The sequence below is a fragment of the Wolbachia endosymbiont of Cantharis cryptica genome, from assembly GCF_964277405.1.
Classification (GTDB): Bacteria; Pseudomonadota; Alphaproteobacteria; order Rickettsiales; family Anaplasmataceae; genus Wolbachia.
The window spans coordinates 640,415-663,010 of the sequence record NZ_OZ195521.1 but is presented as its reverse complement, the minus strand read 5'-3'; the positions used below and the strand labels follow the sequence as shown (position 1 = coordinate 663,010).

Annotated in this window: 39 protein-coding genes; 23 read left to right on the top strand and 16 right to left on the bottom strand. The window is 35.0% G+C overall.

The window, feature by feature from the left end; all coding sequences use genetic code 11:
* Nucleotides 1–802 precede the first annotated feature (802 nt).
* The gene (locus ACICP6_RS03230; protein WP_395463594.1) at nt 803–1,261 is read left to right on the top strand and encodes a hypothetical protein; all 459 of its coding nucleotides are present in this window, start codon (nt 803–805) and stop codon (nt 1,259–1,261) included.
* Nucleotides 1,262–1,608: 347 nt separating this feature from the next.
* Here the strand turns inward: ACICP6_RS03230 and ACICP6_RS03225 are convergent, their stop codons facing one another.
* Nucleotides 1,609–1,872: a hypothetical protein gene (locus ACICP6_RS03225; RefSeq protein WP_395463593.1), complete on the bottom strand. Its 264-nt coding sequence runs from the start codon at nt 1,870–1,872 to the stop codon at nt 1,609–1,611.
* A gap of 343 nt (nt 1,873–2,215) precedes the next feature.
* Here ACICP6_RS03225 and ACICP6_RS03220 point away from each other — a divergent pair.
* Nucleotides 2,216–3,005 (top strand): IS5 family transposase gene (locus ACICP6_RS03220; RefSeq protein ID WP_395462624.1). Its coding sequence is split into 2 segments (ribosomal slippage): nt 2,216–2,476 and nt 2,478–3,005, totalling 789 coding nucleotides; the frame shifts between segments, so codons are not numbered across the junction.
* Here the strand turns inward: ACICP6_RS03220 and ACICP6_RS03215 are convergent.
* The gene (locus ACICP6_RS03215) at nt 2,988–3,404 is read right to left on the bottom strand and encodes an AAA family ATPase (RefSeq protein ID WP_395463592.1); all 417 of its coding nucleotides are present in this window, start codon (nt 3,402–3,404) and stop codon (nt 2,988–2,990) included. The genes ACICP6_RS03220 and ACICP6_RS03215 overlap by 18 nt on opposite strands.
* A 413-nt stretch (nt 3,405–3,817) precedes the next feature.
* Here ACICP6_RS03215 and ACICP6_RS03210 point away from each other — a divergent pair, with 413 nt between their 5' ends.
* From ACICP6_RS03210 to ACICP6_RS03195, 4 genes are all read left to right on the top strand, one after another.
* Nucleotides 3,818–4,882: an ankyrin repeat domain-containing protein gene (locus ACICP6_RS03210; RefSeq protein WP_395463591.1), complete on the top strand. Its 1,065-nt coding sequence runs from the start codon at nt 3,818–3,820 to the stop codon at nt 4,880–4,882.
* 105 nt (nt 4,883–4,987) lie between these two features.
* On the top strand, nt 4,988–5,167 hold the full coding sequence (locus tag ACICP6_RS03205) for a DnaB-like helicase C-terminal domain-containing protein (protein WP_395463653.1): 180 nt from the start codon (nt 4,988–4,990) through the stop codon (nt 5,165–5,167).
* Between the two features lie 52 nt (nt 5,168–5,219).
* The gene (locus tag ACICP6_RS03200) at nt 5,220–6,086 is read left to right on the top strand and encodes an Rpn family recombination-promoting nuclease/putative transposase (protein WP_395463590.1); all 867 of its coding nucleotides are present in this window, start codon (nt 5,220–5,222) and stop codon (nt 6,084–6,086) included.
* Between the two features lie 357 nt (nt 6,087–6,443).
* The gene (locus tag ACICP6_RS03195) at nt 6,444–6,710 is read left to right on the top strand and encodes an AAA family ATPase (RefSeq protein WP_395463589.1); all 267 of its coding nucleotides are present in this window, start codon (nt 6,444–6,446) and stop codon (nt 6,708–6,710) included.
* 119 nt (nt 6,711–6,829) lie between these two features.
* Here ACICP6_RS03195 and ACICP6_RS03190 read toward each other — a convergent pair whose 3' ends face one another.
* Complete coding sequence (locus tag ACICP6_RS03190) at nt 6,830–7,324, bottom strand: hypothetical protein (RefSeq protein WP_395463588.1); 495 nt, start codon at nt 7,322–7,324, stop codon at nt 6,830–6,832.
* Between the two features lie 157 nt (nt 7,325–7,481).
* Between ACICP6_RS03190 and ACICP6_RS03185 the strand changes: the two genes are divergently transcribed.
* The 10 genes from ACICP6_RS03185 (at nt 7,482) to ACICP6_RS03140 (ending at nt 10,422) form a co-directional block, all read left to right on the top strand.
* Nucleotides 7,482–7,697: a hypothetical protein gene (locus ACICP6_RS03185; protein ID WP_395463587.1), complete on the top strand. Its 216-nt coding sequence runs from the start codon at nt 7,482–7,484 to the stop codon at nt 7,695–7,697.
* Nucleotides 7,675–7,992, top strand: a complete 318-nt coding sequence (locus tag ACICP6_RS03180) for a type II toxin-antitoxin system RelE/ParE family toxin (RefSeq protein ID WP_395463565.1) — start codon at nt 7,675–7,677, stop codon at nt 7,990–7,992. Before ACICP6_RS03185 ends, ACICP6_RS03180 begins: the two co-directional genes overlap by 23 nt.
* A gap of 91 nt (nt 7,993–8,083) precedes the next feature.
* The gene (locus ACICP6_RS03175) at nt 8,084–8,299 is read left to right on the top strand and encodes a hypothetical protein (RefSeq protein ID WP_395463584.1); all 216 of its coding nucleotides are present in this window, start codon (nt 8,084–8,086) and stop codon (nt 8,297–8,299) included.
* A complete protein-coding gene (locus ACICP6_RS03170; RefSeq protein ID WP_395463583.1) occupies nt 8,296–8,595 on the top strand; it encodes a type II toxin-antitoxin system RelE/ParE family toxin in 300 nt (99 codons plus the stop codon). Before ACICP6_RS03175 ends, ACICP6_RS03170 begins: the two co-directional genes overlap by 4 nt.
* Before the next feature lie 134 nt (nt 8,596–8,729).
* Nucleotides 8,730–8,948, top strand: coding sequence for a hypothetical protein (locus ACICP6_RS03165; protein WP_395463586.1), 219 nt, complete (start codon nt 8,730–8,732; stop codon nt 8,946–8,948).
* Complete coding sequence (locus tag ACICP6_RS03160) at nt 8,926–9,210, top strand: type II toxin-antitoxin system RelE/ParE family toxin (protein ID WP_395463585.1); 285 nt, start codon at nt 8,926–8,928, stop codon at nt 9,208–9,210. Before ACICP6_RS03165 ends, ACICP6_RS03160 begins: the two co-directional genes overlap by 23 nt.
* Nucleotides 9,211–9,315: 105 nt before the next feature.
* The gene (locus ACICP6_RS03155) at nt 9,316–9,531 is read left to right on the top strand and encodes a hypothetical protein (RefSeq protein WP_395463584.1); all 216 of its coding nucleotides are present in this window, start codon (nt 9,316–9,318) and stop codon (nt 9,529–9,531) included.
* Nucleotides 9,528–9,827 carry a type II toxin-antitoxin system RelE/ParE family toxin gene (locus ACICP6_RS03150; RefSeq protein ID WP_395463583.1) on the top strand — a complete coding sequence of 100 codons (300 nt, stop codon included), beginning with the start codon at nt 9,528–9,530 and terminating at the stop codon, nt 9,825–9,827. Before ACICP6_RS03155 ends, ACICP6_RS03150 begins: the two co-directional genes overlap by 4 nt.
* A gap of 134 nt (nt 9,828–9,961) precedes the next feature.
* Complete coding sequence (locus ACICP6_RS03145) at nt 9,962–10,180, top strand: DUF6290 family protein (RefSeq protein WP_395463582.1); 219 nt, start codon at nt 9,962–9,964, stop codon at nt 10,178–10,180.
* Complete coding sequence (locus ACICP6_RS03140; protein ID WP_395463581.1) at nt 10,171–10,422, top strand: type II toxin-antitoxin system RelE/ParE family toxin; 252 nt, start codon at nt 10,171–10,173, stop codon at nt 10,420–10,422. The genes ACICP6_RS03145 and ACICP6_RS03140 overlap by 10 nt, the downstream gene beginning before the upstream one ends.
* Nucleotides 10,423–10,980: 558 nt before the next feature.
* On the opposite strand, the gene ACICP6_RS03135 is transcribed toward ACICP6_RS03140, so the two are convergent.
* Nucleotides 10,981–11,826: an Rpn family recombination-promoting nuclease/putative transposase gene (locus ACICP6_RS03135; protein WP_395463580.1), complete on the bottom strand. Its 846-nt coding sequence runs from the start codon at nt 11,824–11,826 to the stop codon at nt 10,981–10,983.
* A 181-nt stretch (nt 11,827–12,007) separates the two neighbouring features.
* Between ACICP6_RS03135 and ACICP6_RS03130 the strand changes: the two genes are divergently transcribed.
* The 7 genes from ACICP6_RS03130 to ACICP6_RS03100 all read left to right on the top strand — a co-directional run bounded on the left by ACICP6_RS03130 (nt 12,008) and on the right by ACICP6_RS03100 (nt 16,107).
* A complete protein-coding gene (locus ACICP6_RS03130; protein ID WP_395463579.1) occupies nt 12,008–12,214 on the top strand; it encodes a hypothetical protein in 207 nt (68 codons plus the stop codon).
* A complete protein-coding gene (locus ACICP6_RS03125; RefSeq protein WP_395463571.1) occupies nt 12,205–12,483 on the top strand; it encodes a type II toxin-antitoxin system RelE/ParE family toxin in 279 nt (92 codons plus the stop codon). Before ACICP6_RS03130 ends, ACICP6_RS03125 begins: the two co-directional genes overlap by 10 nt.
* 113 nt (nt 12,484–12,596) lie before the next feature.
* Nucleotides 12,597–12,812: a hypothetical protein gene (locus tag ACICP6_RS03120; RefSeq protein WP_395463566.1), complete on the top strand. Its 216-nt coding sequence runs from the start codon at nt 12,597–12,599 to the stop codon at nt 12,810–12,812.
* Nucleotides 12,803–13,078: a type II toxin-antitoxin system RelE/ParE family toxin gene (locus ACICP6_RS03115; RefSeq protein ID WP_395463578.1), complete on the top strand. Its 276-nt coding sequence runs from the start codon at nt 12,803–12,805 to the stop codon at nt 13,076–13,078. Before ACICP6_RS03120 ends, ACICP6_RS03115 begins: the two co-directional genes overlap by 10 nt.
* A 309-nt stretch (nt 13,079–13,387) precedes the next feature.
* Complete coding sequence (locus ACICP6_RS03110) at nt 13,388–14,227, top strand: DnaB-like helicase C-terminal domain-containing protein (protein WP_395463577.1); 840 nt, start codon at nt 13,388–13,390, stop codon at nt 14,225–14,227.
* A gap of 52 nt (nt 14,228–14,279) precedes the next feature.
* Nucleotides 14,280–15,134 (top strand): Rpn family recombination-promoting nuclease/putative transposase, encoded by an 855-nt coding sequence (locus ACICP6_RS03105; protein WP_395463576.1) that lies wholly within the window; start codon nt 14,280–14,282, stop codon nt 15,132–15,134.
* Between the two features lie 109 nt (nt 15,135–15,243).
* Nucleotides 15,244–16,107, top strand: coding sequence for a hypothetical protein (locus ACICP6_RS03100; protein ID WP_395463575.1), 864 nt, complete (start codon nt 15,244–15,246; stop codon nt 16,105–16,107).
* Here the strand turns inward: ACICP6_RS03100 and ACICP6_RS03095 are convergent.
* The 12 genes from ACICP6_RS03095 to ACICP6_RS03040 form a co-directional block, all read right to left on the bottom strand.
* Nucleotides 16,096–16,752 carry a hypothetical protein gene (locus ACICP6_RS03095; RefSeq protein WP_395463574.1) on the bottom strand — a complete coding sequence of 219 codons (657 nt, stop codon included), beginning with the start codon at nt 16,750–16,752 and terminating at the stop codon, nt 16,096–16,098. The two genes, ACICP6_RS03100 and ACICP6_RS03095, sit on opposite strands and share 12 nt — an antisense overlap.
* A 248-nt stretch (nt 16,753–17,000) precedes the next feature.
* Nucleotides 17,001–17,828: an Rpn family recombination-promoting nuclease/putative transposase gene (locus tag ACICP6_RS03090; RefSeq protein WP_395463573.1), complete on the bottom strand. Its 828-nt coding sequence runs from the start codon at nt 17,826–17,828 to the stop codon at nt 17,001–17,003.
* Nucleotides 17,829–17,879: 51 nt separating this feature from the next.
* The gene (locus ACICP6_RS03085) at nt 17,880–18,713 is read right to left on the bottom strand and encodes a DnaB-like helicase C-terminal domain-containing protein (RefSeq protein WP_395463572.1); all 834 of its coding nucleotides are present in this window, start codon (nt 18,711–18,713) and stop codon (nt 17,880–17,882) included.
* Between the two features lie 269 nt (nt 18,714–18,982).
* Nucleotides 18,983–19,261 (bottom strand): type II toxin-antitoxin system RelE/ParE family toxin, encoded by a 279-nt coding sequence (locus tag ACICP6_RS03080; RefSeq protein WP_395463571.1) that lies wholly within the window; start codon nt 19,259–19,261, stop codon nt 18,983–18,985.
* Nucleotides 19,252–19,458, bottom strand: a complete 207-nt coding sequence (locus ACICP6_RS03075) for a hypothetical protein (RefSeq protein ID WP_395463570.1) — start codon at nt 19,456–19,458, stop codon at nt 19,252–19,254. The genes ACICP6_RS03080 and ACICP6_RS03075 overlap by 10 nt, the downstream gene beginning before the upstream one ends.
* 143 nt (nt 19,459–19,601) lie before the next feature.
* Entirely contained in the window at nt 19,602–19,910 is a 309-nt protein-coding gene (locus ACICP6_RS03070) for a type II toxin-antitoxin system RelE/ParE family toxin (RefSeq protein ID WP_395463569.1), read from the bottom strand.
* The gene (locus ACICP6_RS03065) at nt 19,876–20,109 is read right to left on the bottom strand and encodes a hypothetical protein (protein ID WP_395463568.1); all 234 of its coding nucleotides are present in this window, start codon (nt 20,107–20,109) and stop codon (nt 19,876–19,878) included. The genes ACICP6_RS03070 and ACICP6_RS03065 overlap by 35 nt, the downstream gene beginning before the upstream one ends.
* Before the next feature lie 154 nt (nt 20,110–20,263).
* The gene (locus ACICP6_RS03060) at nt 20,264–20,539 is read right to left on the bottom strand and encodes a type II toxin-antitoxin system RelE/ParE family toxin (RefSeq protein ID WP_395463567.1); all 276 of its coding nucleotides are present in this window, start codon (nt 20,537–20,539) and stop codon (nt 20,264–20,266) included.
* Nucleotides 20,530–20,745: a hypothetical protein gene (locus ACICP6_RS03055; protein ID WP_395463566.1), complete on the bottom strand. Its 216-nt coding sequence runs from the start codon at nt 20,743–20,745 to the stop codon at nt 20,530–20,532. The genes ACICP6_RS03060 and ACICP6_RS03055 overlap by 10 nt, the downstream gene beginning before the upstream one ends.
* Nucleotides 20,746–20,836: 91 nt before the next feature.
* Nucleotides 20,837–21,154 carry a type II toxin-antitoxin system RelE/ParE family toxin gene (locus ACICP6_RS03050; RefSeq protein ID WP_395463565.1) on the bottom strand — a complete coding sequence of 106 codons (318 nt, stop codon included), beginning with the start codon at nt 21,152–21,154 and terminating at the stop codon, nt 20,837–20,839.
* Nucleotides 21,132–21,347, bottom strand: coding sequence for a hypothetical protein (locus tag ACICP6_RS03045; protein ID WP_395463564.1), 216 nt, complete (start codon nt 21,345–21,347; stop codon nt 21,132–21,134). Before ACICP6_RS03045 ends, ACICP6_RS03050 begins: the two co-directional genes overlap by 23 nt.
* A 98-nt stretch (nt 21,348–21,445) precedes the next feature.
* The gene (locus ACICP6_RS03040) at nt 21,446–22,426 is read right to left on the bottom strand and encodes a hypothetical protein (protein ID WP_395463563.1); all 981 of its coding nucleotides are present in this window, start codon (nt 22,424–22,426) and stop codon (nt 21,446–21,448) included.
* Nucleotides 22,427–22,596 lie beyond the last annotated feature (170 nt).

Below are 22,596 nucleotides of genomic sequence, written 5' to 3'. Positions count from 1 at the left end.
TCCGCTAACACGTAACGGAATGACGGTTGTCGTTTAGCTATAAAATTTAAGAAAATATTTAAGAAACTTACCAAATAAAAAAAAGGCAAAAGGAACCCTGTGATTATTGTCCGCTTTAAAGTACTGGCGTTTTTTATGTTTTAAACGCCTGACAAGCGAGATTCAGCCGCTTTTAATCGCTACTAACCTACGCTGCAAGTGTTTAAGAAGTTTACCAAGCAGAAAAAAAGACAAAGAAAACCCGAGCTAGCTAGTCCTTTACTATCTCTGTCGAGTATTGGCATTTTTTGATGTCTTGTAACGCTTTGTAAGCGCGTTCAGCTTATTTAGGTAAAAACCTAGATGTAGATGAAGTTTTGTAAAGACATACAGTACCTATGTACTGCAAAAAATTGAACATAAGACGCCGATACCTTAAGTAATCCTTACCTTTTAATCTGCAGATTGGCGAAAGCAAATACAATAGCTTCACTTCCATGATAAGGGGACTGACGGAGTTTGTCAAGTCGTTTTTCCAACACGCTGCCAAAAGTTTGTTATGCAAGAAGTCTATTCAAAGAACCTATGGTTTTGCCATATCATAATTACTTCTTCAGTTTATTTTCCATAATGTGGATTATAGAAATAGCATAAAAATCCTTTCTGGTAGAGACTCTTGTATCTTTACGTACTATCTATTAGAGAAGATGCCATAAAAAAAGTTTTTGAAAAGTTCCGAGGTCACCCTGAAATTAAGGCAATAATGGTCTACATCAAAAATCTATGGATAACCTTTGATAAACATTTATACAGCACTAAAGGCATGAAAGAAAAGGTCGACCGCCACATTGATTTTATAATTAAAAACACCAATCAGGAGAGGGAGGAAAAACTGTTAGCTGCGGGCGCAACACCTAATGAAGTGTATCAAATTTTCAGAACAGTTCAGGGGTACAACCTTTATCACATGGGCATTTTGGCGAAACGCGGAGGACCATCTCTTGAAATACACATCAGAAAGGAGCTGGAGCGCCGGCTAAAACTCCTTTTCAACAGATTTAGGGATAGAATGACTAGGATGGGGGTAGCCACGGAAAAGGACTTTTTCCTGATCGCGCGGCGGCATTTTACTTTCCTTTTCAACAAGAAGTATGTTCGCAATAGAAGACGAATCATCCGTAAGGTACGCCGCATGTCTTCTTACATCAGAGAAAACCCTATTGAGGTTCTAGAGAGCTATTACAGGTTATGCGAGTTGCTAGTAGAAACACCCCCAGATTAGCAACTAAGGAGTTGCAATTGTAAGCTTTTAGTTTTGGAACAGCCCCCTTTATTGCTTGTTTAAATGAAAATACTTAAAAACTTAACGGACGTGTAAGTTTTCATATGAGTGTATTAGTTTATTCCTTTTAATGTTAGTTCTTTTTCTTATTTAGATTATTAAGATCTTAGTCCTTTTAAAAGTTATCCACAGTTTTATTAGCAACAATAGTATATATATAATATATTAAGTATATTATTATTAAAGAAGTCAAAAGTGCCCCCTAATATATAGATAAAGTTACAAAAACTAATAACGAAGATATCCACAATGCTGTGGATATCTCAGTTCATTTTAGGAAACAACGCTTATTTCTCTAAGGCTTTAATATACTCTTCCGCAGCTTTTATCATAATACGAGTAATTTTATCCTCTGTTTTAAAGGCTGTTTCCCTTAGTTTCTGATATAAACTAAGTGGTATTTTTAATGTTATTAATCGTCGTGATGCCTTCATTTCTTTAATAAAACTCTTTTGATCCTCATTTGTATAGCTCACAGCAGAATCACTAGGTATCTCATTAAATTCACCTTCTAGAAATGTAGGTTTTTTTCTTCTTTCTTTAGTGGACACTTAAAACCTCCTTGTAAATAGATTTGATTTCCTCAGTTGCCTTTAAATCAACTGGTTTATACTCAACAGTTGCCATACCTTCGTTAGAGGCTCGTCGTACCGCGATTCGTTCACTTAAAAAATTATCGAATCTTGTTAGGTTGTCAAAATCACTTAAAAAATCATCACACTCTTCGATTTCTTTTTTAGCTGTGACTGGGTTGGTATTAACTTTATTAAGTAGCACTTTTGCATTAAAGTTTTTCTTGCATTTTTGAGCACCGGCAACTAAATCGCTAAGAACCTGTTTAAAATCTCGAAAGGATAAGGTAAAATAGGGGTAGATTAAGAATGAGGTATATCTATGCGAAAAAGTTATCCAAGTGATATAAGTCGAGAGCAATTTGAAAAAATCAAACCAATTCTGGAGAGTAGCAGGAGGAAAACAAAACCAAGAAAACTTGATTTATATGATGTATTTTGTACAGTATTATACGTCCTAAAAAGTGGTTGCCAGTGGAGGATGTTGCCAAAAGATTTTCCAAGGTGGGAGAGCATATATTATTATTTTCAAATGTGGAATAAAAAGGATGGAGAAGAACCAAGTTTGTTGGAATTAGTCTTAAAAAAAATTAGTTGGAGAGGTCCGTATCAACAATGGTCGGAAAGAGAAAACCAGTTTCTGCATAATTGATGCTCAAAGCGTTAAAAACGCAGATACTGCTGAAAGAAAGGGTTATGATGCAGGTAAAAAGATTTCAGGTATAAAGCGTCATATCGCAGTTGATACACAGGGCTTGCCACATGCAATTCATATAACAACGGCAGAAGCAACTGATCGTAGCAGTGCTGTAAAAATGGTGGGAAATGCTAAAGAAAACCTCTCTGAAGTCAAAAATATACTCGTTGATGCTGGCTATACAGGAGAAAATTTTGCAACACAAATAAAAGTAACTATTGGTGCAGCTGTTGAGGTAATAAAACGAAGCGAATTACATACCTTTGCTGTATTGCCAAAAAGATGGGTTGTTGAGCGGTCTTTTGCTTGGTTGGAAAAATGCAGGCGATTGTGGAAAAACTGTGAGCGAAAACTCAATACTAGCCTACAAATGGTCGTTCTTTCCTTCGTTTCTCTCTTATTGCGAAGATTTTAAACAGGTTCTAAGAGTTTCAATTGTCCACATATCAAATCCAGATGGAACCATGGGAAATATAGCTAGGTCAGCTAATGATAAAGCAGCTCTCAATATTTGATTATTAGCACCCCCTACATCAACAACAATCTCTTGATATTTGGACTGTAAAGCTTGTAGTTGATTTATGATTACTATACCAACATTAACCGTTCGTTTGTCTAATATCTCTCGACCAATGCTAATTTCAGGTAGAATTTGATCTTCTCTTCGTCTAGATACCCATAAGGTAGCTGTCCTTTGTGGATCAAGATCATAGAGAAGGATACTTTCATTTTCTATAGCACGCATCGTTGCTATATTCGTGGCTATAGTTGTTTTGCCGCTACCCCCTTTTTGACCACCGACGACTATTATCATATCTCCTACATTAACTGATATAGCCTATTATGATATCCCGATATTTAGAGTCAAGATATTTTAGTATTTTAATACTTAGATATTTTAGTATTTTGATATCTCATTAGTAATAATCACACACACTCAAACAAGAAAAAGCTTTTCATGTAGATTTGCTCGCACCAATCTTTTATTCAATTTCTAATCTGCATAAAATTTATTAAAAAAACTATTGATACTAAAAATGTCTGTATTAGGGGAGGGTGGAATGAAACAACAATCAACTAATGATGGAGGATAATATTATTCAATATTTTAAAGCAAAGAAATCTTGGCAATAAAATTGATGATGTGGAGGCAAGCAGATTAATAAATGATATTATCAGTATAATTAAAGGCCAAGCGTAAGTATATCTGTATAGTATATGATTTTGATGTGTGGGAGGACTTTTATTGTTGACGAAAAAAATAAAATAATACATAAACTCAAAATAATGGTAGAAGTTATGCTTTCCAACAGAGAACTAAGAGAATTAAATGAGGATTTACTATATGCCGCTTCAATATATAGCTTAAATAGAGTCAAAGAGTTGGTGGCAAAAGGAGCTGAGTGTAAAGCTAATTACTGTGGAGATACACCACTGCATTATGCTGCTGAGTCAGGTAATCTGGAAAAGATCAGGTATTTTGTAGAAGAAAAAGGATGTAATATCGCAGCTATGAATACAATTGGCGGAACACCTTTACATAGAGCTGCAAGGCATGGTCCATTGGAAATGGTAAAATATCTTATAGAAAAAGGAGCAGATTTTTCAATTAATATTGAACACGGTATAACTCCTTTTCATGAAGCTGTAGAAGGTGGGAATTTGGATATAGTGAAATACCTAATGGAAAAAGGGTTTAATCTGAAAGCAACTGAAAATGGAAGTTTAACACCAGTGCATAGTGCAGCCTCTTACAATCGGTTGGAAATACTAAAGTACCTAGTAGAAAAAGGTGCTAACCTCAACATTACCAATAAAGGAGGTTATTCTGCTCTGCATGATGCCGCGGGTCAGGGACACTTAAAAATAGTACAATACCTAGCAGAAAATGGTACCAATCTTAATGCTAATATGTGGAGAGGAGAAACGCCTCTATACTTTGCTGCTGAAAATGGGAAGCTTGATGTAGTAAAATATCTAATAGAGAAAGGTGCTGACTTTAATGTTACTGACGATTGTGGCTGTACCTGTTTACATGTAGCTGCTATGTATGGCAAGTTGGAGGTGGTAAAGTGTTTAACAGAGGAAGGAGCAAATATAAACACTTGTAACAGGGAAGGTAAAACTCCTACACACCTAGCTGCTAAGGAAGGGCATTTAGATATAGTACAGTACTTTGTAGAAAAGGGGGCTGACTTAAAAGCAACCAGTAATAACGGTAAGACACCTTTAGATCTAGCTACCTTTGCAGGTTGCTGTAGTGTAGTAAGGTACCTTAAACACGTTCAGTAGAGTGAGGTAGCACAATCACTTGGTTGTGTTCTCAGGTAGATGCAAGAAATCTACTGAAGAAAGGTAGACAGGGAAGCAGAAGACAGACAAGATAAAAGACCACGGCTGTCGGACCTCCGTGATTCAGGAACTATTGAGCAAGATGCTGACATGGTATTCTTTTTGCATAGAAACAACAATGATAATGATAATGATTTAGAGATAAATGTTGCAAAGAATCGCTGCGGACCAACTGGAAAGATCACAGTACCGTATAAAGTTAATACAGGAAGAATATTATGTTGAAAAATTACCAATAATAGTGTATAATTATTAATGTTTTTCAGGCGTTTTTGTTATGGCTTTGTCAAAATTTCTAGATCCAAAAAACAATTACGCGTTCCGGCGCATCTTTGGTACTGAGCAAAATAGAGATATTCTCATTCATTTTCTCAATGATGTTCTGAACCTCACTGGTGAAGCTAAAATAAAGGACGTGAAGTTCTTAAATCCCATTCGAAACCCCGAAATTGCTGCCAAAAAGGAGAGTATTGTCGATGTGCTCTGTAGAGATTCTAAAGGTATTCAAACGATCGTTGAGATGCAGGTCGCCAGAACTACTGGCTTTGAAAAACGCGCACAATTCTATGCTGCTGGAGCTTATTTTAGCCAAGCCGGCATAGGTGATAAATATCATGAACTTAAAGAAGTTATCTTCATTGCCATCACTGATTTTATTCTATTTCCTCATAAATCAGCCTACAAATCTGATCATGTTACTCTTGATAAGATTACTCACGAACATGACCTGAAGGACTTTAGTTATACTTTCATAGAACTACCAAAGTTTCCAAAAACAAAAGAGGATCAATTAGAAAATATGGTCGAAAAATGGTGTTACTTTTTTAAGTATGCTAGTGAAACTAGTGAAGGGGATCTACAAAAAATAATAGGAAGTGATGTAATTATCGGTAAAGCTTATAATGAATTGGTTGAATATAATTGGAGTGATGATGAACGGGCTATGTATAAATGGGTTAAGAAAAACGAGGATGATAATGTATCTTGCATCAAACAAAGTAGAATTGAAGGAAAGATCGAAGGAAAGATCGAAGGAAAGATCGAAGTTGCAAAAAACTTACTTAAAGCTGGCATATCTGTCGATCTAATAGCTGAATCTACTGGTCTTCCAATCGACGAGATCGAAAAACTAAAGTCAAATTAAACTACCGCCAAGAAAAATTTCACACCTAAGTTAATTATGCTTCACTAATTAGCTCGTTTGTAAGTTTGCAGACATGCTTTGAAGTTTAAGTGTAGTAGGAGATAAAAAACACGATGGCATTTAAAGCAGTTTAAAAGGGTTTTATAGAGTTGTTTGTAATTAGGTACTGTTTTCTGTAGCTTTATTTAGAAAACATCTGTAATACCCCTTAGAATTTGAATAAAAGATTGGTGCGAACAAATCTACATGGAAAGCTTTTTCTTGTTTGAGTGTGTGTGTAAGATATCTAAATACTAAAATATCTTGACTCTAAATATCGGGATATCATAATAGGCTATATCAGTTAATGTAGGAGATATGATAATAGTCGTCGGTGGTCAAAAAGGGGGTAGCGGCAAAACAACTATAGCGACAAATATAGCAACGATGCGCGTTATAGAAGAAGAAAGTATCCTTCTCTATGATCTTGATCCACAAAGGACAGCTACCTTATGGGTATCTAGACGAAGAGAAGATCAAATTCTACCTGAAATTAGCATTGGTCGAGAGGTATTAGACAAACGAACGGTTAATATTCGTGCAGTAATTAGAAATGAACTAATTAGTGAAGCATATGTGCACTAAATTTCTCGCAAATAACATTCAAATAAAAACGAGGATTGCCTTCACTGATCTTTTCAGCTTCATTGATTTCTTTGATGAAAATTCTATCTACATCGGTTCTGTTTTGTATCGGTACTGAGTCAGCATAAGGTCTTAAAAACTGCCATGAAAGCCCAGCAATTGGCAGTTGCGGAAAGGCAGGCAAAACATCCCTGCCCTCTATCATCAATTTTAATACCAATATTGAACTGACCATCAATAAACAAGTTATCAGATACCACAGCAGTAATTGGATCTGACTTAGCCTGTTCTTGAAAATATGGCAAATCCTGAAAGATTAGCTCAGGAACTACAGCGTTGCCGTACCGGCACTTCATTTCAACGGTGTAGCGATCCTCAGGATCATCAACATCAACAAAATAATACAACTTATGAGGCAAGGCACCATTTTCATCAAGTTGTAGCGGATTTGGTGCCGGTACGACATTTCCTTCTTGATTTTTATAATAGGCACTACGTAAAGTCGTTGGACTTTTCTTATCATAAAAATACATCCAGTACCCAGCAGCGGGCATACCATCCTTATTCTTAACAATATCCTGTAATACTATGCTTAGTATTAACCTTTGTGCCATTTCTCCTTAGCAAAAGCCAGTTATAGTATATGGCAAATCTTTAATAATCTATTAACACAGGTGCACAAAATCCTTTTTACACATCAGCAACTTTCTTTATTGAAAAGTTTAGAAAGATGCTGTATACTGGCTATAGTAGTAGACTTTGGTAAAACTTATGACAGGAATTAACATAGTACTTGATCCAGAAACTTTACATCACCTTACTAGACTAGCTGAAGTCACTAAGGAATCTGTTAAAGATCTGGTAGAACAACTAATCAAAGAAGGAATTGAATGTAAGATAGAAGAAATCGCAATATCTGAGACTATCAAAAAGCGTGACGTTCCGGGCGCAGAAACAATTAAATATGAAGATTTCAAACGGGGATAAAGTATACGAAATTGAATTCTTAAAGAAATGTGCTAAGAAGGATTTTCCAGCCTTACCAAAGAAGACAAGAGAGAATTTTGAAAACGCTATAGAGAAAGAACTCAAAGTTGATCCAATCAGAGCTGGTAAACCATTATGTGGTAAACTACTAGGATATAGAAGGCTGGACTCCGGTGGTTACCGTCTTATCTATCGTGTGAATATAGCAAAGTACAAAGTATTTATCGTTGCAGCAGGACCAAGAGGCGATATTTATAAGCGGGCAGGACTACCAGATTTACTATCAAACCTTTAAATATATTTTATACAGCCCTTATTGCTTTCTTTATTGAAAAATTCAGAAAGATGTTGTATAATTGTTATAGTAGTAGACTTTGGTAGAACTTATGGCAGATTCAAGGATTAATGTAACTTTTAATCCAGAAACTTCACAGCACTTTGCTAAACTAGTTGAGCTCACTAAGGAGCCTACTCAAGAACTAGCAGAGAGGCTATTTAGAGAAGCAATAGAGCGTGAAGAGGAAGATATTTTATTATCTGCGGTTGCTAATGAGTACGATGTTGACGGTGCAGAAATCGTTGACTTCGAAGGCATTAAATGAAGCCAAAGCTTTATAAAATTAGGTCCCTAAAGAACGTTAATGAACAGGATTTACCAAGCCTTCCAAAAAAGATAAGGTCAGCGGTTATAGATATAATAGATGACCAACTTACAGTTGATCCAACAAATTCTGGTGAACCACTGCGCCGCAGCTTAAAAGGACACAGAAGAGTCGCAGTTGATGATTATCGAATTGTATACCGTGTAAACACTGTAAAATATGAGGTAATTATCATTACAATAGGACACAGAGATATTATTTATAAGAAGGCTAGAAAGATACTTCACAGACATTAAATATATTTACCCATTTTGAAGCTTCTACTATAAGATTTCATATATATATTTTATACAGCCCTCATTGCTTTCTTTATTGAAAAATTCAGAAAGATGTTGTAAAATGATTACAGTGGTAGAATCTGGTAGAATATATGGCAAATTCAGGAACTAATATAGCTCTTAGCAAAGAAACTTTTAAGGATCTCTCTCACTTGTCTAAAGTGAAAAAACAGTCCGCTCAAGAGCTAATAGAAGAGTTGGTACAAGAAGCAGTTGCGCGTGAAGAGGATATAGCATTATTTAAACTTGCTGTTAAGCGCGATGTTCCAAATGCAAAATTTATTAGACATGAAGACATCAACTGGGAGTAAATACTCATTCTACTATGAAGAGAACGTAGTCTATGAAGATCTTCCAAGTCTTCCAAAGACAATAAAGTCAAGAGTTAAAGAAGCTATAAAAGATCGTCTTTCATATTCGCCTGATAAAGCTGGGAAAGCTTTACTAGGTGAGCTCAAGGGGCATCGTAGAATACGAGTAGGTGATTACCGTGTGGTATATCGAGTAGACAAGTTGGCACTCATGGTAATGATTACTGGAATAAAACACAGAGAATACAGCTACGAGGATTAAAACACTCTATAAACATATATATATTTTTATACAGCCATCCTTCCTTTCTTTATTGAAAAATTCAGAAAGATGCTGTATAATTGTTAGTAGACTTTGGTAAAACTTATGGCAGATTCAAGGATTAATGTAACTTTTAATCCAGAAACTTCACAGCACTTTGCTAAACTAGTTGAGCTCACTAAGGAGCCTACTCAAGAACTAGCAGAGAGGCTATTTAGAGAAGCAATAGAGCGTGAAGAGGAAGATATTTTATTATCTGCGGTTGCTAATGAGTACGATGTTGACGGTGCAGAAATCGTTGACTTCGAAGGCATTAAATGAAGCCAAAGCTTTATAAAATTAGGTCCCTAAAGAACGTTAATGAACAGGATTTACCAAGCCTTCCAAAAAAGATAAGGTCAGCGGTTATAGATATAATAGATGACCAACTTACAGTTGATCCAACAAATTCTGGTGAACCACTGCGCCGCAGCTTAAAAGGACACAGAAGAGTCGCAGTTGATGATTATCGAATTGTATACCGTGTAAACACTGTAAAATATGAGGTAATTATCATTACAATAGGACACAGAGATATTATTTATAAGAAGGCTAGAAAGATACTTCACAGACATTAAATATATTTACCCATTTTGAAGCTTCTACTATAAGATTCCATATATATATTTTATACAGCCCTTATTGCTTTCTTTATTGAAAAATTCAGAAAGATGTTGTATAATTGTTATAGTAGTAGACTTTGGTAAAACTTATGGCAGATTCAAAAGTTAGTATAACCTTCAACCACGAAATTTCGAAGTGTCTTACTGGATTAGCTGAAATAAGAAAAACGTCCATTCAAAAACTAACAGAGAAGTTAGTACAAGAAGCAATTGAAAATGAGGAAGATAGAATACTGATTGAGCGCGCTGCTAAACTTAATACTCCAGGCGCAGAAACAGTCAATTTTGAAGATGTCAAGTGGGACTAGAAGATGTTAAAAAGGAATACGAAATTAAATTTCTAAAAAATGTTACTAACAAAAAAGCTATAGAAGAACGTCTCAAAACTGATCCTGCCAATCGTGGTGAAGCACTACGTCATGAATTAAAAGGATATAGAAGATTAAGAGTGGGTAAGTGTCGCGTTGTATACCATGTAAATGTTATAAAATATCTAGTAACTGTTGCTTCGATAAAATATAGAAAAGACGTTTATGAGAAAAAAGGATAATTAGATCTACTATATATTTTATTATACAGCCCTTATTCCTTTCATTGTTGAAAAATTCAGAAAAATCCTGTACACTGGGTGTAGTAAAGGTCATTTCTATTTTCTATAACGCGCATCGTGGCTATAGTTGTTTTACCGCTACCCCCTTTTTGACCACCGACGACTATTATCATATCTCCTACATTAACTGATATAGCCTATTATGATATCCCGATATTTAGAGTCAAGATATTTTAGTACTTAGATATTTTAGTATTTAGATATCTTATTAGTGATAATCACACACACTCAAACAAGAAAAAGCTTTCCATGTAGATTTGTTCGCACCAATCTTTTATTCAAATTCTAAGGGGTATTACAGATGTTTTCTAAATAAAGCTACAGAAAAACAGTACCTAATTACAAACAACTCTATAAAACCCTTTTAAACTGCTTTAAATGCCATCGTGTTTTTTATCTCCTACTACACTTAAACTTCAAAGCATGTCTGCAAACTTACAAACGAGCTAATTAGTGAAGCATAATTAACTTAGGTGTGAAATTTTTCTTGGCGGTAGTTTAATTTGACTTTAGTTTTTCGATTTCACTGATAGATAGCCCTGTTAATTTAGCAATGGTGGTGGCGTCCATATTATTAGTCAACATTGCTTTTGCTACTTCGATTTTTCCTTCGATCTTTCCTTCAATTCTACTTTGCTTGAGGCAAGATACATTATCATCCTCGTTTTTCTTAACCCATTTATACATAGCCCGTTCATCATCACTCCAATTATATTCAACCAATTCATTATAAGCTTTACCTATAATTACATCACTTCCTATTATTTTTTGTAGATCCTCTTCACTAGTTTCACTAGCATACTTAAAAAAGTAACACCATTTTTCGACTATATTTTCTAATTGATCCTCTTTTGTTTTTGGAAATTTCGGTAGTTCTATAAAAATAAAACTAAAGTCCTTCAGGTTATGTTCACAACGATTCCCATCAAGAGTAACACGATCGGATTTGTACTCTGGTTTATTAGGGAATAGAATAAAATCAGTGATAGCGATGAAGATAACTTCTTTAAGGTCTCGATATTGCTCGTCTTGGCTTGAATAAGCTTTAGCGGCATAGTATCGTGCACGCTTTTCAAAACCACCTATTCTAGTAACCACCATCTCGCAAATAAATTGAACACCTGTAGAATCTCTACACAATACATCGACAATACTCTCCTTTTGAGAGGCAATTTCACAGTCTTCAATGGGACTTAGAAAGGTTACATCCTCTATCTTAGCCTCACCAGTGAGACCTAAAATATCATTGAGAAGGTGAACAAGAATGTCTTTATTCTTCTCAGTACCAAAGATACGCTTGAACGCATAACTGTTTTTTGGATCTAGAAACTTGGAGAAAGTCATAGTAAAAACGACTGAAAAGTATCAATAATCGTGCACTGTTTTTCAAAAATACTCAATTTATTTTTACTACACAGCTATACTATATATCTCCATACAGCCCCCTTCACTGATCCATTTTCTTTATTGAAAAATTCAGAAAGATGTTGTATAATTGTTATAATGGTAGATTTCAGTAAAATATATGGCAGGAATTAACATTAGCGAAAAAGTTTTAAAGGATCTTACTCGCTTGTCTAAAGTGAAAAAGCAGCCCGCTCAAGAGTTAATAGAGGAGTTAATACAAGAAGCAGCCGAACGTGAGGAAGATATGGCGCTGCTCAAGCTCTCCATTCAACGTAATGTTCCAGGTGCAGAAACAGTTGATTTTGAAGACATTAAGTGGGATTAGAGCATTATAAAATCAAATTTCTGAAGAAAGTTACTGAAAGAGATTTACCAGATCTTCCAAAAACAATAAAGTCAAGAGCTTTAAAAGCCATAAAAGAACGTCTTACAGTCTCTCCTGATAAAGTAGGTAAGCCTTTGTCACATGAGCTTAAAGGACATCGTAGAATACGAGTAGGCGATTATCGTGTAGTTTATCAAGTAAATAATTTAGAACGCATAGTAACAGTTACTGGAATAAGACATAGAGAATACATATACGATTATCATTGAAACAGTTACTATAAACACTATATATATTTTTATACAGCCCTCATTGCTTTCCTTATTGAAAAATTCAGAAAGATGTTGTATAATTGTTATAGTAGTAGACTTTGGTAAAACTTATGACAGGAATTAACATAGCACTTGATCCAGAAACTTCAAAATATCTTGCTGAATTATCTGAATTTACTAAGCAGCCTGCTCAAGAACTAGCAGAAAAACTATTCAGAGAAGCAGTTGAGCTTGAAATGGAGGATTTTTTAGTATCTAAAATTTCTGATGAGCGTGATGTTGAAGGTGCAGAAACAGTTGATTTTGAAGATATTAAGTGGGACTAGAGCGCTATAAAATTAAGTCTCTAAAGAGTGTTACTGAAAGGGATTTACCAAATCTCCCAAAGACGATAAGGTTAAGAGTTCAAGAGGCTATAAAAGAACGTCTTACAGTTGATCCAATAAACCTTGGTGAACCACTACATTATAGCTTAAAAGGGCGTAGAAGGTTAAGAGTAGGTGACTATCGTGTGATTTACAGAGTAGATCAATTAGAACATATAGTGGTTATCACAGAGATAGGACATAGAGATAACATTTACAAAAGATAAGTACACTCTATAAACATTAAATATATTTACCCATTTTGAAGCTTCTGCTATAAGATTCTATACATATATTTTATACAGCCCTTATTCCTGATCCATTCTCCATCTTAGGCGGCTTTGCTCAGCTCAAAAAAAACTCATTTTTTTGGCTACCCCCCTATATATTATATACTATATTATATATAAATATAATATAGTATATAATAAAGGGAAGAGGCGACGAAAACAAGATTTAGAGTTTGAGGAGCCTCCGTTCATACATATTTTTCAAGATGGAGAATGGATCAGGAATAAGGGCTCAGGGTTGATTGAATGCACTCAAAAGATATTAAACCAATCGTTGATTACTTTAAAGATTACAGAGCCTACATTGATAAACTAATTACAAATAACCATGAACTTGCAGGAGTAACAACAGGAATACCTAAACTTGATGATTTAACTGGTGGATTAAAAGCAGGAGAACTAATCGTTCTTGCAGCTCGTACTTCAATTGGCAAGACCTCAATAGCATTGCACATGGCTCTTCAAGCTGCAAAACTACTGGGTAGTGAGGACTATATTTGCTTTTTCTCGCTTGAAATGTCAGCCAATCAATTGATTGATAGAATGATCAGCATTGAAGTCAACGAAACAATGAACAATATCATCAAAAAGCAAGACATAGAACTTCTACATCAAGGAATAAATCAAATAGTTTTTTTAAATATTCTTGTCGATAATTCAGGAAATATAGATTTAAAAGCTCTAAGAGAGAAAATTTCATCAGTTTGTGAACAATATGCAATAAAATGTGTATACATTGATTACTTACAGTTACTCAGAGGATCAAGAGCAACCGAAAATAGAACTCTTGAAGTAACAGAAATCAGTAGAACTTTAAAAAGTATAGCAAAGGACCTAAATATTCCTATTGTAGCACTTTCACAGGTAAGCCGTAAAGTAGAAGACAGACAAGATAAAAGACCACGGCTGTCGGACCTCCGTGATTCAGGAACTATTGAGCAAGATGCTGACATGGTATTCTTTTTGCATAGAAACAACAATGATAATGATAATGATTTAGAGATAAATGTTGCAAAGAATCGCTGCGGACCAACTGGAAAGATCACAGTACCGTATAAAGTTAATACAGGAAGAATATTATGTTGAAAAATTACCAATAATAGTGTATAATTATTAATGTTTTTCAGGCGTTTTTGTTATGGCTTTGTCAAAATTTCTAGATCCAAAAAACAATTACGCGTTCCGGCGCATCTTTGGTACTGAGCAAAATAGAGATATTCTCATTCATTTTCTCAATGATGTTCTGAACCTCACTGGTGAAGCTAAAATAAAGGACGTGAAGTTCTTAAATCCCATTCGAAACCCCGAAATTGCTGCCAAAAAGGAGAGTATTGTCGATGTGCTCTGTAGAGATTCTAAAGGTATTCAAACGATCGTTGAGATGCAGGTCGCCAGAACTACTGGCTTTGAAAAACGTGCACAATTCTATGCTGCTGGAGCTTATTTTAGCCAAGCCGGCATAGGTGATAAATATCATGAACTTAAAGAAGTTATCTTCATTGCCATCACTGATTTTATTCTATTTCCTCATAAATCAGCCTACAAATCTGATCATGTTACTCTTGATAAGATTACTCACGAACATGACCTGAAGGACTTTAGTTATACTTTCATAGAACTACCAAAGTTTCCAAAAACAAAAGAGGATCAATTAGAAAATATGGTCGAAAAATGGTGTTACTTTTTTAAGTATGCTAGTGAAACTAGTGAAGGGGATCTACAAAAAATAATAGGAAGTGATGTAATTATCGGTAAAGCTTATAATGAATTGGTTGAATATAATTGGAGTGATGATGAACGGGCTACGTATAAATGGGTTAAGAAAAACGAGGATGATAATGTATCTTGCCTCAAACAAAGTAGAATTGAAGGAAAGATCGAAGGAAAGATCGAAGTTGCAAAAAACTTACTTAAAGCTGGCATATCTGTCGATCTAATAGCTGAATCTACTGGTCTTCCAATCGACGAGATCGAAAAACTAAAGTCAAATTAAACTAAACCTTTAGGAATAAAATTATACTTTATATGGCATAAACCTTGTAGTAAATTACTACACAGGAGAATTACCATTAACTTACAAAATCATTAAATTTTAGAAGAAGTTGTGTAAAGTACAACTCCTTACTTTACACAACACTGATTTCTTAGTAGACTCCAAGCGCAAACATAAAAATTCTACTAACCCTATGCAAGATAGAGCAGTAACAGAATATCAGAACAAAAAGAGTAGTCAAGCAAAAAAAAACTTGACTTCTTACTATCGTATATCCCATAACTTCAATATACGTGGCAGCTCACATTTAGTTAACGTTAACAGCAAACATCTCAAGGCACAAATCAACTCTAAAAGGAGGATAAAGGCACGAGAGAAGTCTGTTGAGCTCGTTCGTCCGGTTAGAACTTTCGATAATGAAACTCGTCTTACTTCCCATGAATTGCTGCAAGTTATTAAAAACAAGGAAGTAAAGGAGTTTAAGAATGGTACTTTTGCTCAATTAAAAGGACGCAGCACGTATGTTTCAGGACCTTTTAACCCGCATAAAGCAAAGAAAATCTTTTCCAATTCAGCGCAAAAAGAGGCAGAAAAATACTTTGTAGAGCTAGTGATGGATAAATTTTACAGTCTAAAAACTTCACAAGCTCCAGACGTACTATCTATTAGAGAAGATGCCATAAAAAAAGTTTTTGAAAAGTTCCAGGATCATCCTGAAATTAAGGCAATAATGGTCTACGTCAAAAATCTATGGATAACCTTTGATAAACATTTATACAGCACTAAAGGCATGAAAGAAAAGGTCGACCGCCACATTGACCTTATAATTAAAAACACTAATCAAGAAAGAGCCGAAAAACTGTTGGCTTCAGGAGCAACACCTCATGAGGTATATTGCACTTTTAGAAGATCCCAAGGCGCCAACCTTTACCGAATGGGCATCTTGGCAACTCGCCGGCGGCTACCTTCTTAAAGTATACATTGAGAAAAGGCTGCGGGCATTACTAAAGTGCAACTTTAATGATTTTAAAGTAAAAATGCAAGATATAAGTGTAACCACTGGAAAAGACTTCTTTCTCATCACAAGGAGGCACCTCCCCTTCCTCTTTAACACTGGAGCTTGTGAAGTTTTTAGACTGTAAAATTTATCCATCACTAGCTCCACAAAGTATTTTTCTGCCTCTTTTTGCGCTGAATTGGAAAAGATTTTCTTTGCTTTATGCGGGTTAAAAGGTCCTGAAACATACGTGCTACGTCCTTTTAATTGAGCAAAAGTACCATTCTTAAACTCCTTTACTTCCTTGTTTTTAATAACTTGCAGCAATTCATGGGAAGTAAGACGAGTTTCATTATCGAAAGTTCTAACCGGACGAACGAGCTCAACAGACTTCTCTCGTGCCTTTATCCTCCTTTTAGAGTTGATTTGTGCCTTGAGATGTTTGCTGTTAACGTTAACTAAATGTGAGCTGCCACGTATATTGAAGTTATGGGATATACGATAATAGGAAGTCAAGTTTTTTTTTGCTTGACTACTCTTTTCGTTCTGATATTCTTTCAATACCTTATGCATAAGGTGATGATGATTTGATAGATTTTCATTTATTGCCTTGTATTGCATAGGGCTCGTAGAGTTTGTTTGGCAACAGGAGTCTACAAGAAAATTTTTGCCGTGTAAAGTGTAAGGTTGCGCTTTACACGGTTTTTTCTGAAATACTGAAATCACAACAATAAAGAAAAATTAATCCTTTCTATTATGTCTTGCGCGGAGCGTAGTTTTTATTCCTACTAAGGATGATATGCTTTTTCTAATATAAGAATAGTTCTACTATAAATTTTATGCTATGTAAAGTATAATTTTGTGGTCTTTTAGCTTAGTTCTTCGATTTTATCAGTAGATAATCCTGTTAATCTAGTGACAGTAGCGACATCCATACCTTCAGCAAGCATTGCCCTTGCCACTTCGATTTTTCCTTCATCAAACTTTTGCTCGAGGATACCTTCTTCTTTCTGTAGATCCATCATTCTTTTTTCGTACACTGTCAGCTCTGCTCCCTCCCAGCGATCCTTATTTAATTCGTCATACGCTAACTTTATTATCGGAGCTTCTTTTGCTATTTTCTTAAAATCCTCATCTGTTGTTTCATCTGCATACTTGAAGAAAAAACACCAGCGCTCTACTATGTTTGTTAGTTGTTCTACTTTGTTTTTAGGAAACTTAGATAGCTCGATGAATACAAACTGAAAACCCTTTAAGTCGTGTTCATTAGTTTCATCATCTCTTATGGTATGGCTAGAAATATAATTGGACTTATTAGGAAATAGAGTACAATTTGATATTGCAATAAAGAAAACCTTCTGCAAATTAGCGTACTTATCAGTTTGCCTCGAGTAGACTTTAGCAGCATAGAGTTGCGCGCGTTTTTCAAAGCCTTTATCGCGAGCAAGCTGCATTTCGACCACAAATTTGTTCCCAACAGAATCCTGACAGAGAACATCAACAATACTCTGTCTTTCGGAAGGAGTTTCAGGATTTATAACGGTGTTGATGAATTCTATTTCTTGTATGGTATTGACTTCAGTACACCCTAAAATATCGTTCAAAAAATGGATGAGAATCTCCTTATTTTTTTCAGTACCAAAGATTTTTTTGAATGTTAAATCTAATTTTGGATCTAAAAATTTAGAAAAAGCCATAGAAAATTCACTTAAAAATTATTAATAGTATACACTATTTTCCGCGATTTTTCAACTTAATATTCTTCCTGTATTAACTTTATACGGTACTGTGATCTTTCCAGTTGGTCCGCAGCGATTCTTTGCAACATTTATCTCTAAATCATTATCATTGTTGTTTCTATGCAAAAAGAACACCATGTCAGCATCTTGCTCAATAGTTCCTGAATCACGGAGGTCCGACAGCCGTGGTCTTTTATCTTGTCTGTCTTCTACTTTACGGCTTACCTGTGAAAGTGCTACAATAGGAATATTTAGGTCCTTTGCTATACTTTTTAAAGTTCTACTGATTTCTGTTACTTCAAGAGTTCTATTTTCGGTTGCTCTTGATCCTCTGAGTAACTGTAAGTAATCAATGTATACACATTTTATTGCATATTGTTCACAAACTGATGAAATTTTCTCTCTTAGAGCTTTTAAATCTATATTTCCTGAATTATCGACAAGAATATTTAAAAAAACTATTTGATTTATTCCTTGATGTAGAAGTTCTATGTCTTGCTTTTTGATGATATTGTTCATTGTTTCGTTGACTTCAATGCTGATCATTCTATCAATCAATTGATTGGCTGACATTTCAAGCGAGAAAAAGCAAATATAGTCCTCACTACCCAGTAGTTTTGCAGCTTGAAGAGCCATGTGCAATGCTATTGAGGTCTTGCCAATTGAAGTACGAGCTGCAAGAACGATTAGTTCTCCTGCTTTTAATCCACCAGTTAAATCATCAAGTTTAGGTATTCCTGTTGTTACTCCTGCAAGTTCATGGTTATTTGTAATTAGTTTATCAATGTAGGCTCTGTAATCTTTAAAGTAATCAACGATTGGTTTGATATCTTTTGAGTGCATTCAATCAACCCTGAGCCCTTATTCCTGATCCATTCTCCATCTTGAAAGATATGTATGAACGGAGGCTCCTCAAACTCTAAATCTTGTTTTCGTCGCCTCTTCCCTTTATTATATACTATATTATATTTATATATAATATAGTATATAATATATAGGGGGGGGTAGCCAAAAAAATGAGTTTTTTTTGAGCTGAGCAAAGCCGCCTAAGATGGAGAATGGATCAGGAATAAGGGCTGTATAAAATATATATAGTGTTTATAGTAACTGTTTCAATGATAATCGTATATGTATTCTCTATGTCTTATTCCAGTAACTGTTACTATGCGTTCTAAATTATTTACTTGATAAACTACACGATAATCGCCTACTCGTATTCTACGATGTCCTTTAAGCTCATGTGACAAAGGCTTACCTACTTTATCAGGAGAGACTGTAAGACGTTCTTTTATGGCTTTTAAAGCTCTTGACTTTATTGTTTTTGGAAGATCTGGTAAATCTCTTTCAGTAACTTTCTTCAGAAATTTGATTTTATAATGCTCTAATCCCACTTAATGTCTTCAAAATCAACTGTTTCTGCACCTGGAACATTACGTTGAATGGAGAGCTTGAGCAGCGCCATATCTTCCTCACGTTCGGCTGCTTCTTGTATTAACTCCTCTATTAACTCTTGAGCGGGCTGCTTTTTCACTTTAGACAAGCGAGTAAGATCCTTTAAAACTTTTTTGCTAATGTTAATTCCTGCCATAAGTTTTACCAAAGTCTACTACTATAGCTAGTATACAACATCTTTCTGAATTTTTCAATAAAGAAAGGAATAAGGGCTGTATAAAATATATAATTTCTATAATATTTATATAACTTGATAGAAAAGGAGTTTGAAAAATATATTTAGCGTTTCCGTGGTTTTTTCAGTGATTGCTTATAAACACCTTGTCTATGCTTTACTGAAGCAACATCTACTCTACGCTCTACGGTATCTGCGGAATAGACAATACGATAGTTATTAATGTCTGCCCTTCTGTACCCTTCGAACTCACCGTGCAACTTTTTACCAGCACTAAGCGGATCAATTGTAAGATCGTTATCTATAAAGTCTATGATAATTGATCTTATTTTTGCTGGTAATGCTAGAATATCCTTTTTAAGAACACGCCTATCACATCTAACTACATAGGATTTTTCTCCAGACTTCTTCATTAACCTCTATTTTTTCCTCACAATTAGCTTCATATTCTTCAATGATTCTAGCTGCTCCCATATTTTCTATTTCGTCGATTGCTTGTTGCATTAACTTTTCTGCTAGCTCTTGAACAGGTTTTTTAGTGACTTTGGCTAAGTCGATAAGACAGCCTGAAGTTTCACTACTGAAAGTTACACTAACTTTTGAATCTGCCATAAGTTTTACCGAAATCTACCATTATAACAATTATACAACATCTTTCTGAATTTTTCAATAAAGAAAGGAATAAGGGCTGTATAAAATATATATATGAAATCTTATAGTAGAAGCTTCAAAATGGGTAAATATATTTAATGTTTATAGAATGTGCTTATCTTTTGTAAATGTTATCTCTATGTCCTATCTCTGTGATAACCACTATATGTTCTAATTGATCTACTCTGTAAATCACACGATAGTCACCTACTCTTAACCTTCTACGCCCTTTTAAGCTATAATGTAGTGGTTCACCAAGGTTTATTGGATCAACTGCAAGACGTTCTTTTATAGCCTCTTGAACTCTTAACCTTATCGTCTTTGGAAGATTTGGTAAATCCCTTTCAGTAACACTCTTTAGAGACTTAATTTTATAGCGCTCTAGTCCCACTTAATATCTTCAAAATCAACTGTTTCTGCACCTTCAACATCACGCTCATCAGAAATTTTAGATACTAAAAAATCCTCCATTTCAAGCTCAACTGCTTCTCTGAATAGTTTTTCTGCTAGTTCTTGAGCAGGCTGCTTAGTAAATTCAGATAATTCAGCAAGATATTTTGAAGTTTCTGGATCAAGTGCTATGTTAATTCCTGTCATAAGTTTTACCAAAGTCTACTACTATAGCCAGTATACAACATCTTTCTGAATTTTTCAATAAAGAAAGGAATAAGGGCTGTATAAAATATATTTAAAGGTTTGATAGTAAATCTGGTAGTCCTGCCCGCTTATAAATATCGCCTCTTGGTCCTGCTGCAACGATAAATACTTTGTACTTTGCTATATTCACACGATAGATAAGACGGTAACCACCGGAGTCCAGCCTTCTATATCCTAGTAGTTTACCACATAATGGTTTACCAGCTCTGATTGGATCAACTTTGAGTTCTTTCTCTATAGCGTTTTCAAAATTCTCTCTTGTCTTCTTTGGTAAGGCTGGAAAATCCTTCTTAGCACATTTCTTTAAGAATTCAATTTCGTATACTTTATCCCCGTTTGAAATCTTCATATTTGATTGTTTCTGCGCCCGGAACGTCACGCTTTTTGATAATTTCAGATATTGCGATTTCTTCTATCTTACATTCAATTCCTTCTATGATTAGTTGTTCTGCCAGATCTTGAACAGATTTCTTAGTGACTTCAGCTAGTCTAGTAAGGTGATGTAAAGTTTCTGGATCAAGTGGTATGTTAATTCCTGCCATAAGTTTTACCAAAGTCTACTACTATAGCTAGTGTACAGCATCTTTCTAAACTTTTCAATAAAGAAAGCAACAAGGGCTGTATAAAATATATATACTATTTATGGTGTGCCTAATGCTGTTGATACTTGAGCTTTTTGTATTGAAGTACTTTTAAGTGTTTCGCTCGGCTGTACTACTTTTTCCCGAGCTAAGTATTTCTGTACGGCACCTTCTAAATTTTCTTTTAACATAGTAATATGCTCTTCATTTCCTACTGGTTGTGGAGGTGAACACCAAAATCTGTGCGGGTATTTAGGGACAATCCCATCTGAGTCGTTTACTCCATCAAGTGCAACTAATAAATCATTTTTCACATAGATATCATTTCTGCATTTTACGTAAATTTCAGCTTGGGGGATGTTGATATGTTTTACTGAAGGTAGGCTACCAATCCTTTCAAGGGCGACTATCTCTAAAGCATCGTCGAGTTTAATTCCCTGTTCCTTTGCCCAGCCAAATAAAACCCATACAAAAGAAGCAATAGATCTTCCAGTATTAGTGTGTGTAAGTATAGCAGTCTTTTGGCCTTCTTCATCATACCGCGAAAAAATTTTACCTGGGGAAAGTTTTCTATCTTCGAGTAGCTTCCTATAACTAGTTAGTTCTTTTTCACTGGGAAAAGGTCTGTCTTCAGAGCAACGATATGCTGGATGTTCAAAACGTCCATTAATGTTCTCCATGAAACTGCCTGAAAAAGGGATATGACCAAACTGCCTTTTTTCATTACGATCTTTTGCTATTAGCCTCGATGCTTCTAAAATCAACACTGGACCTTTCCCTAAAGAATAGATGTCTGAGTTAGGGGAATATCTGAGCAGATAGTCTGCTGCTTTTACTATATGACTGAAGTTATTTTTGTCTTCCCACCATTTTGGTGTTTCTTTACCTAACATAGCTGCTAAAGTTGAACTTCTGTTCACCTCTTTTGCTACTCTTACTATCCCCGCTGGACTTTGCCCTAAAGTTGAGTCATGGAAACCCACACTTTCTGGTACTCTTACTCTTACTATTTCACTGAAGTTACTTCCTTTTACTACCATAACATTCCCCCAAATATTTCATAACGTCCCTTTTATTATAAGACAAACTAAATTACGATGCAACGCTTTTTCAATAAAGAAAGTTGCTGATGTGTAAAAAGGATTTTGTGCACGTGTGTTAATAGATTATTAAAGATTTAGCATATACTATAACTGGCTTTTGCTAAGGA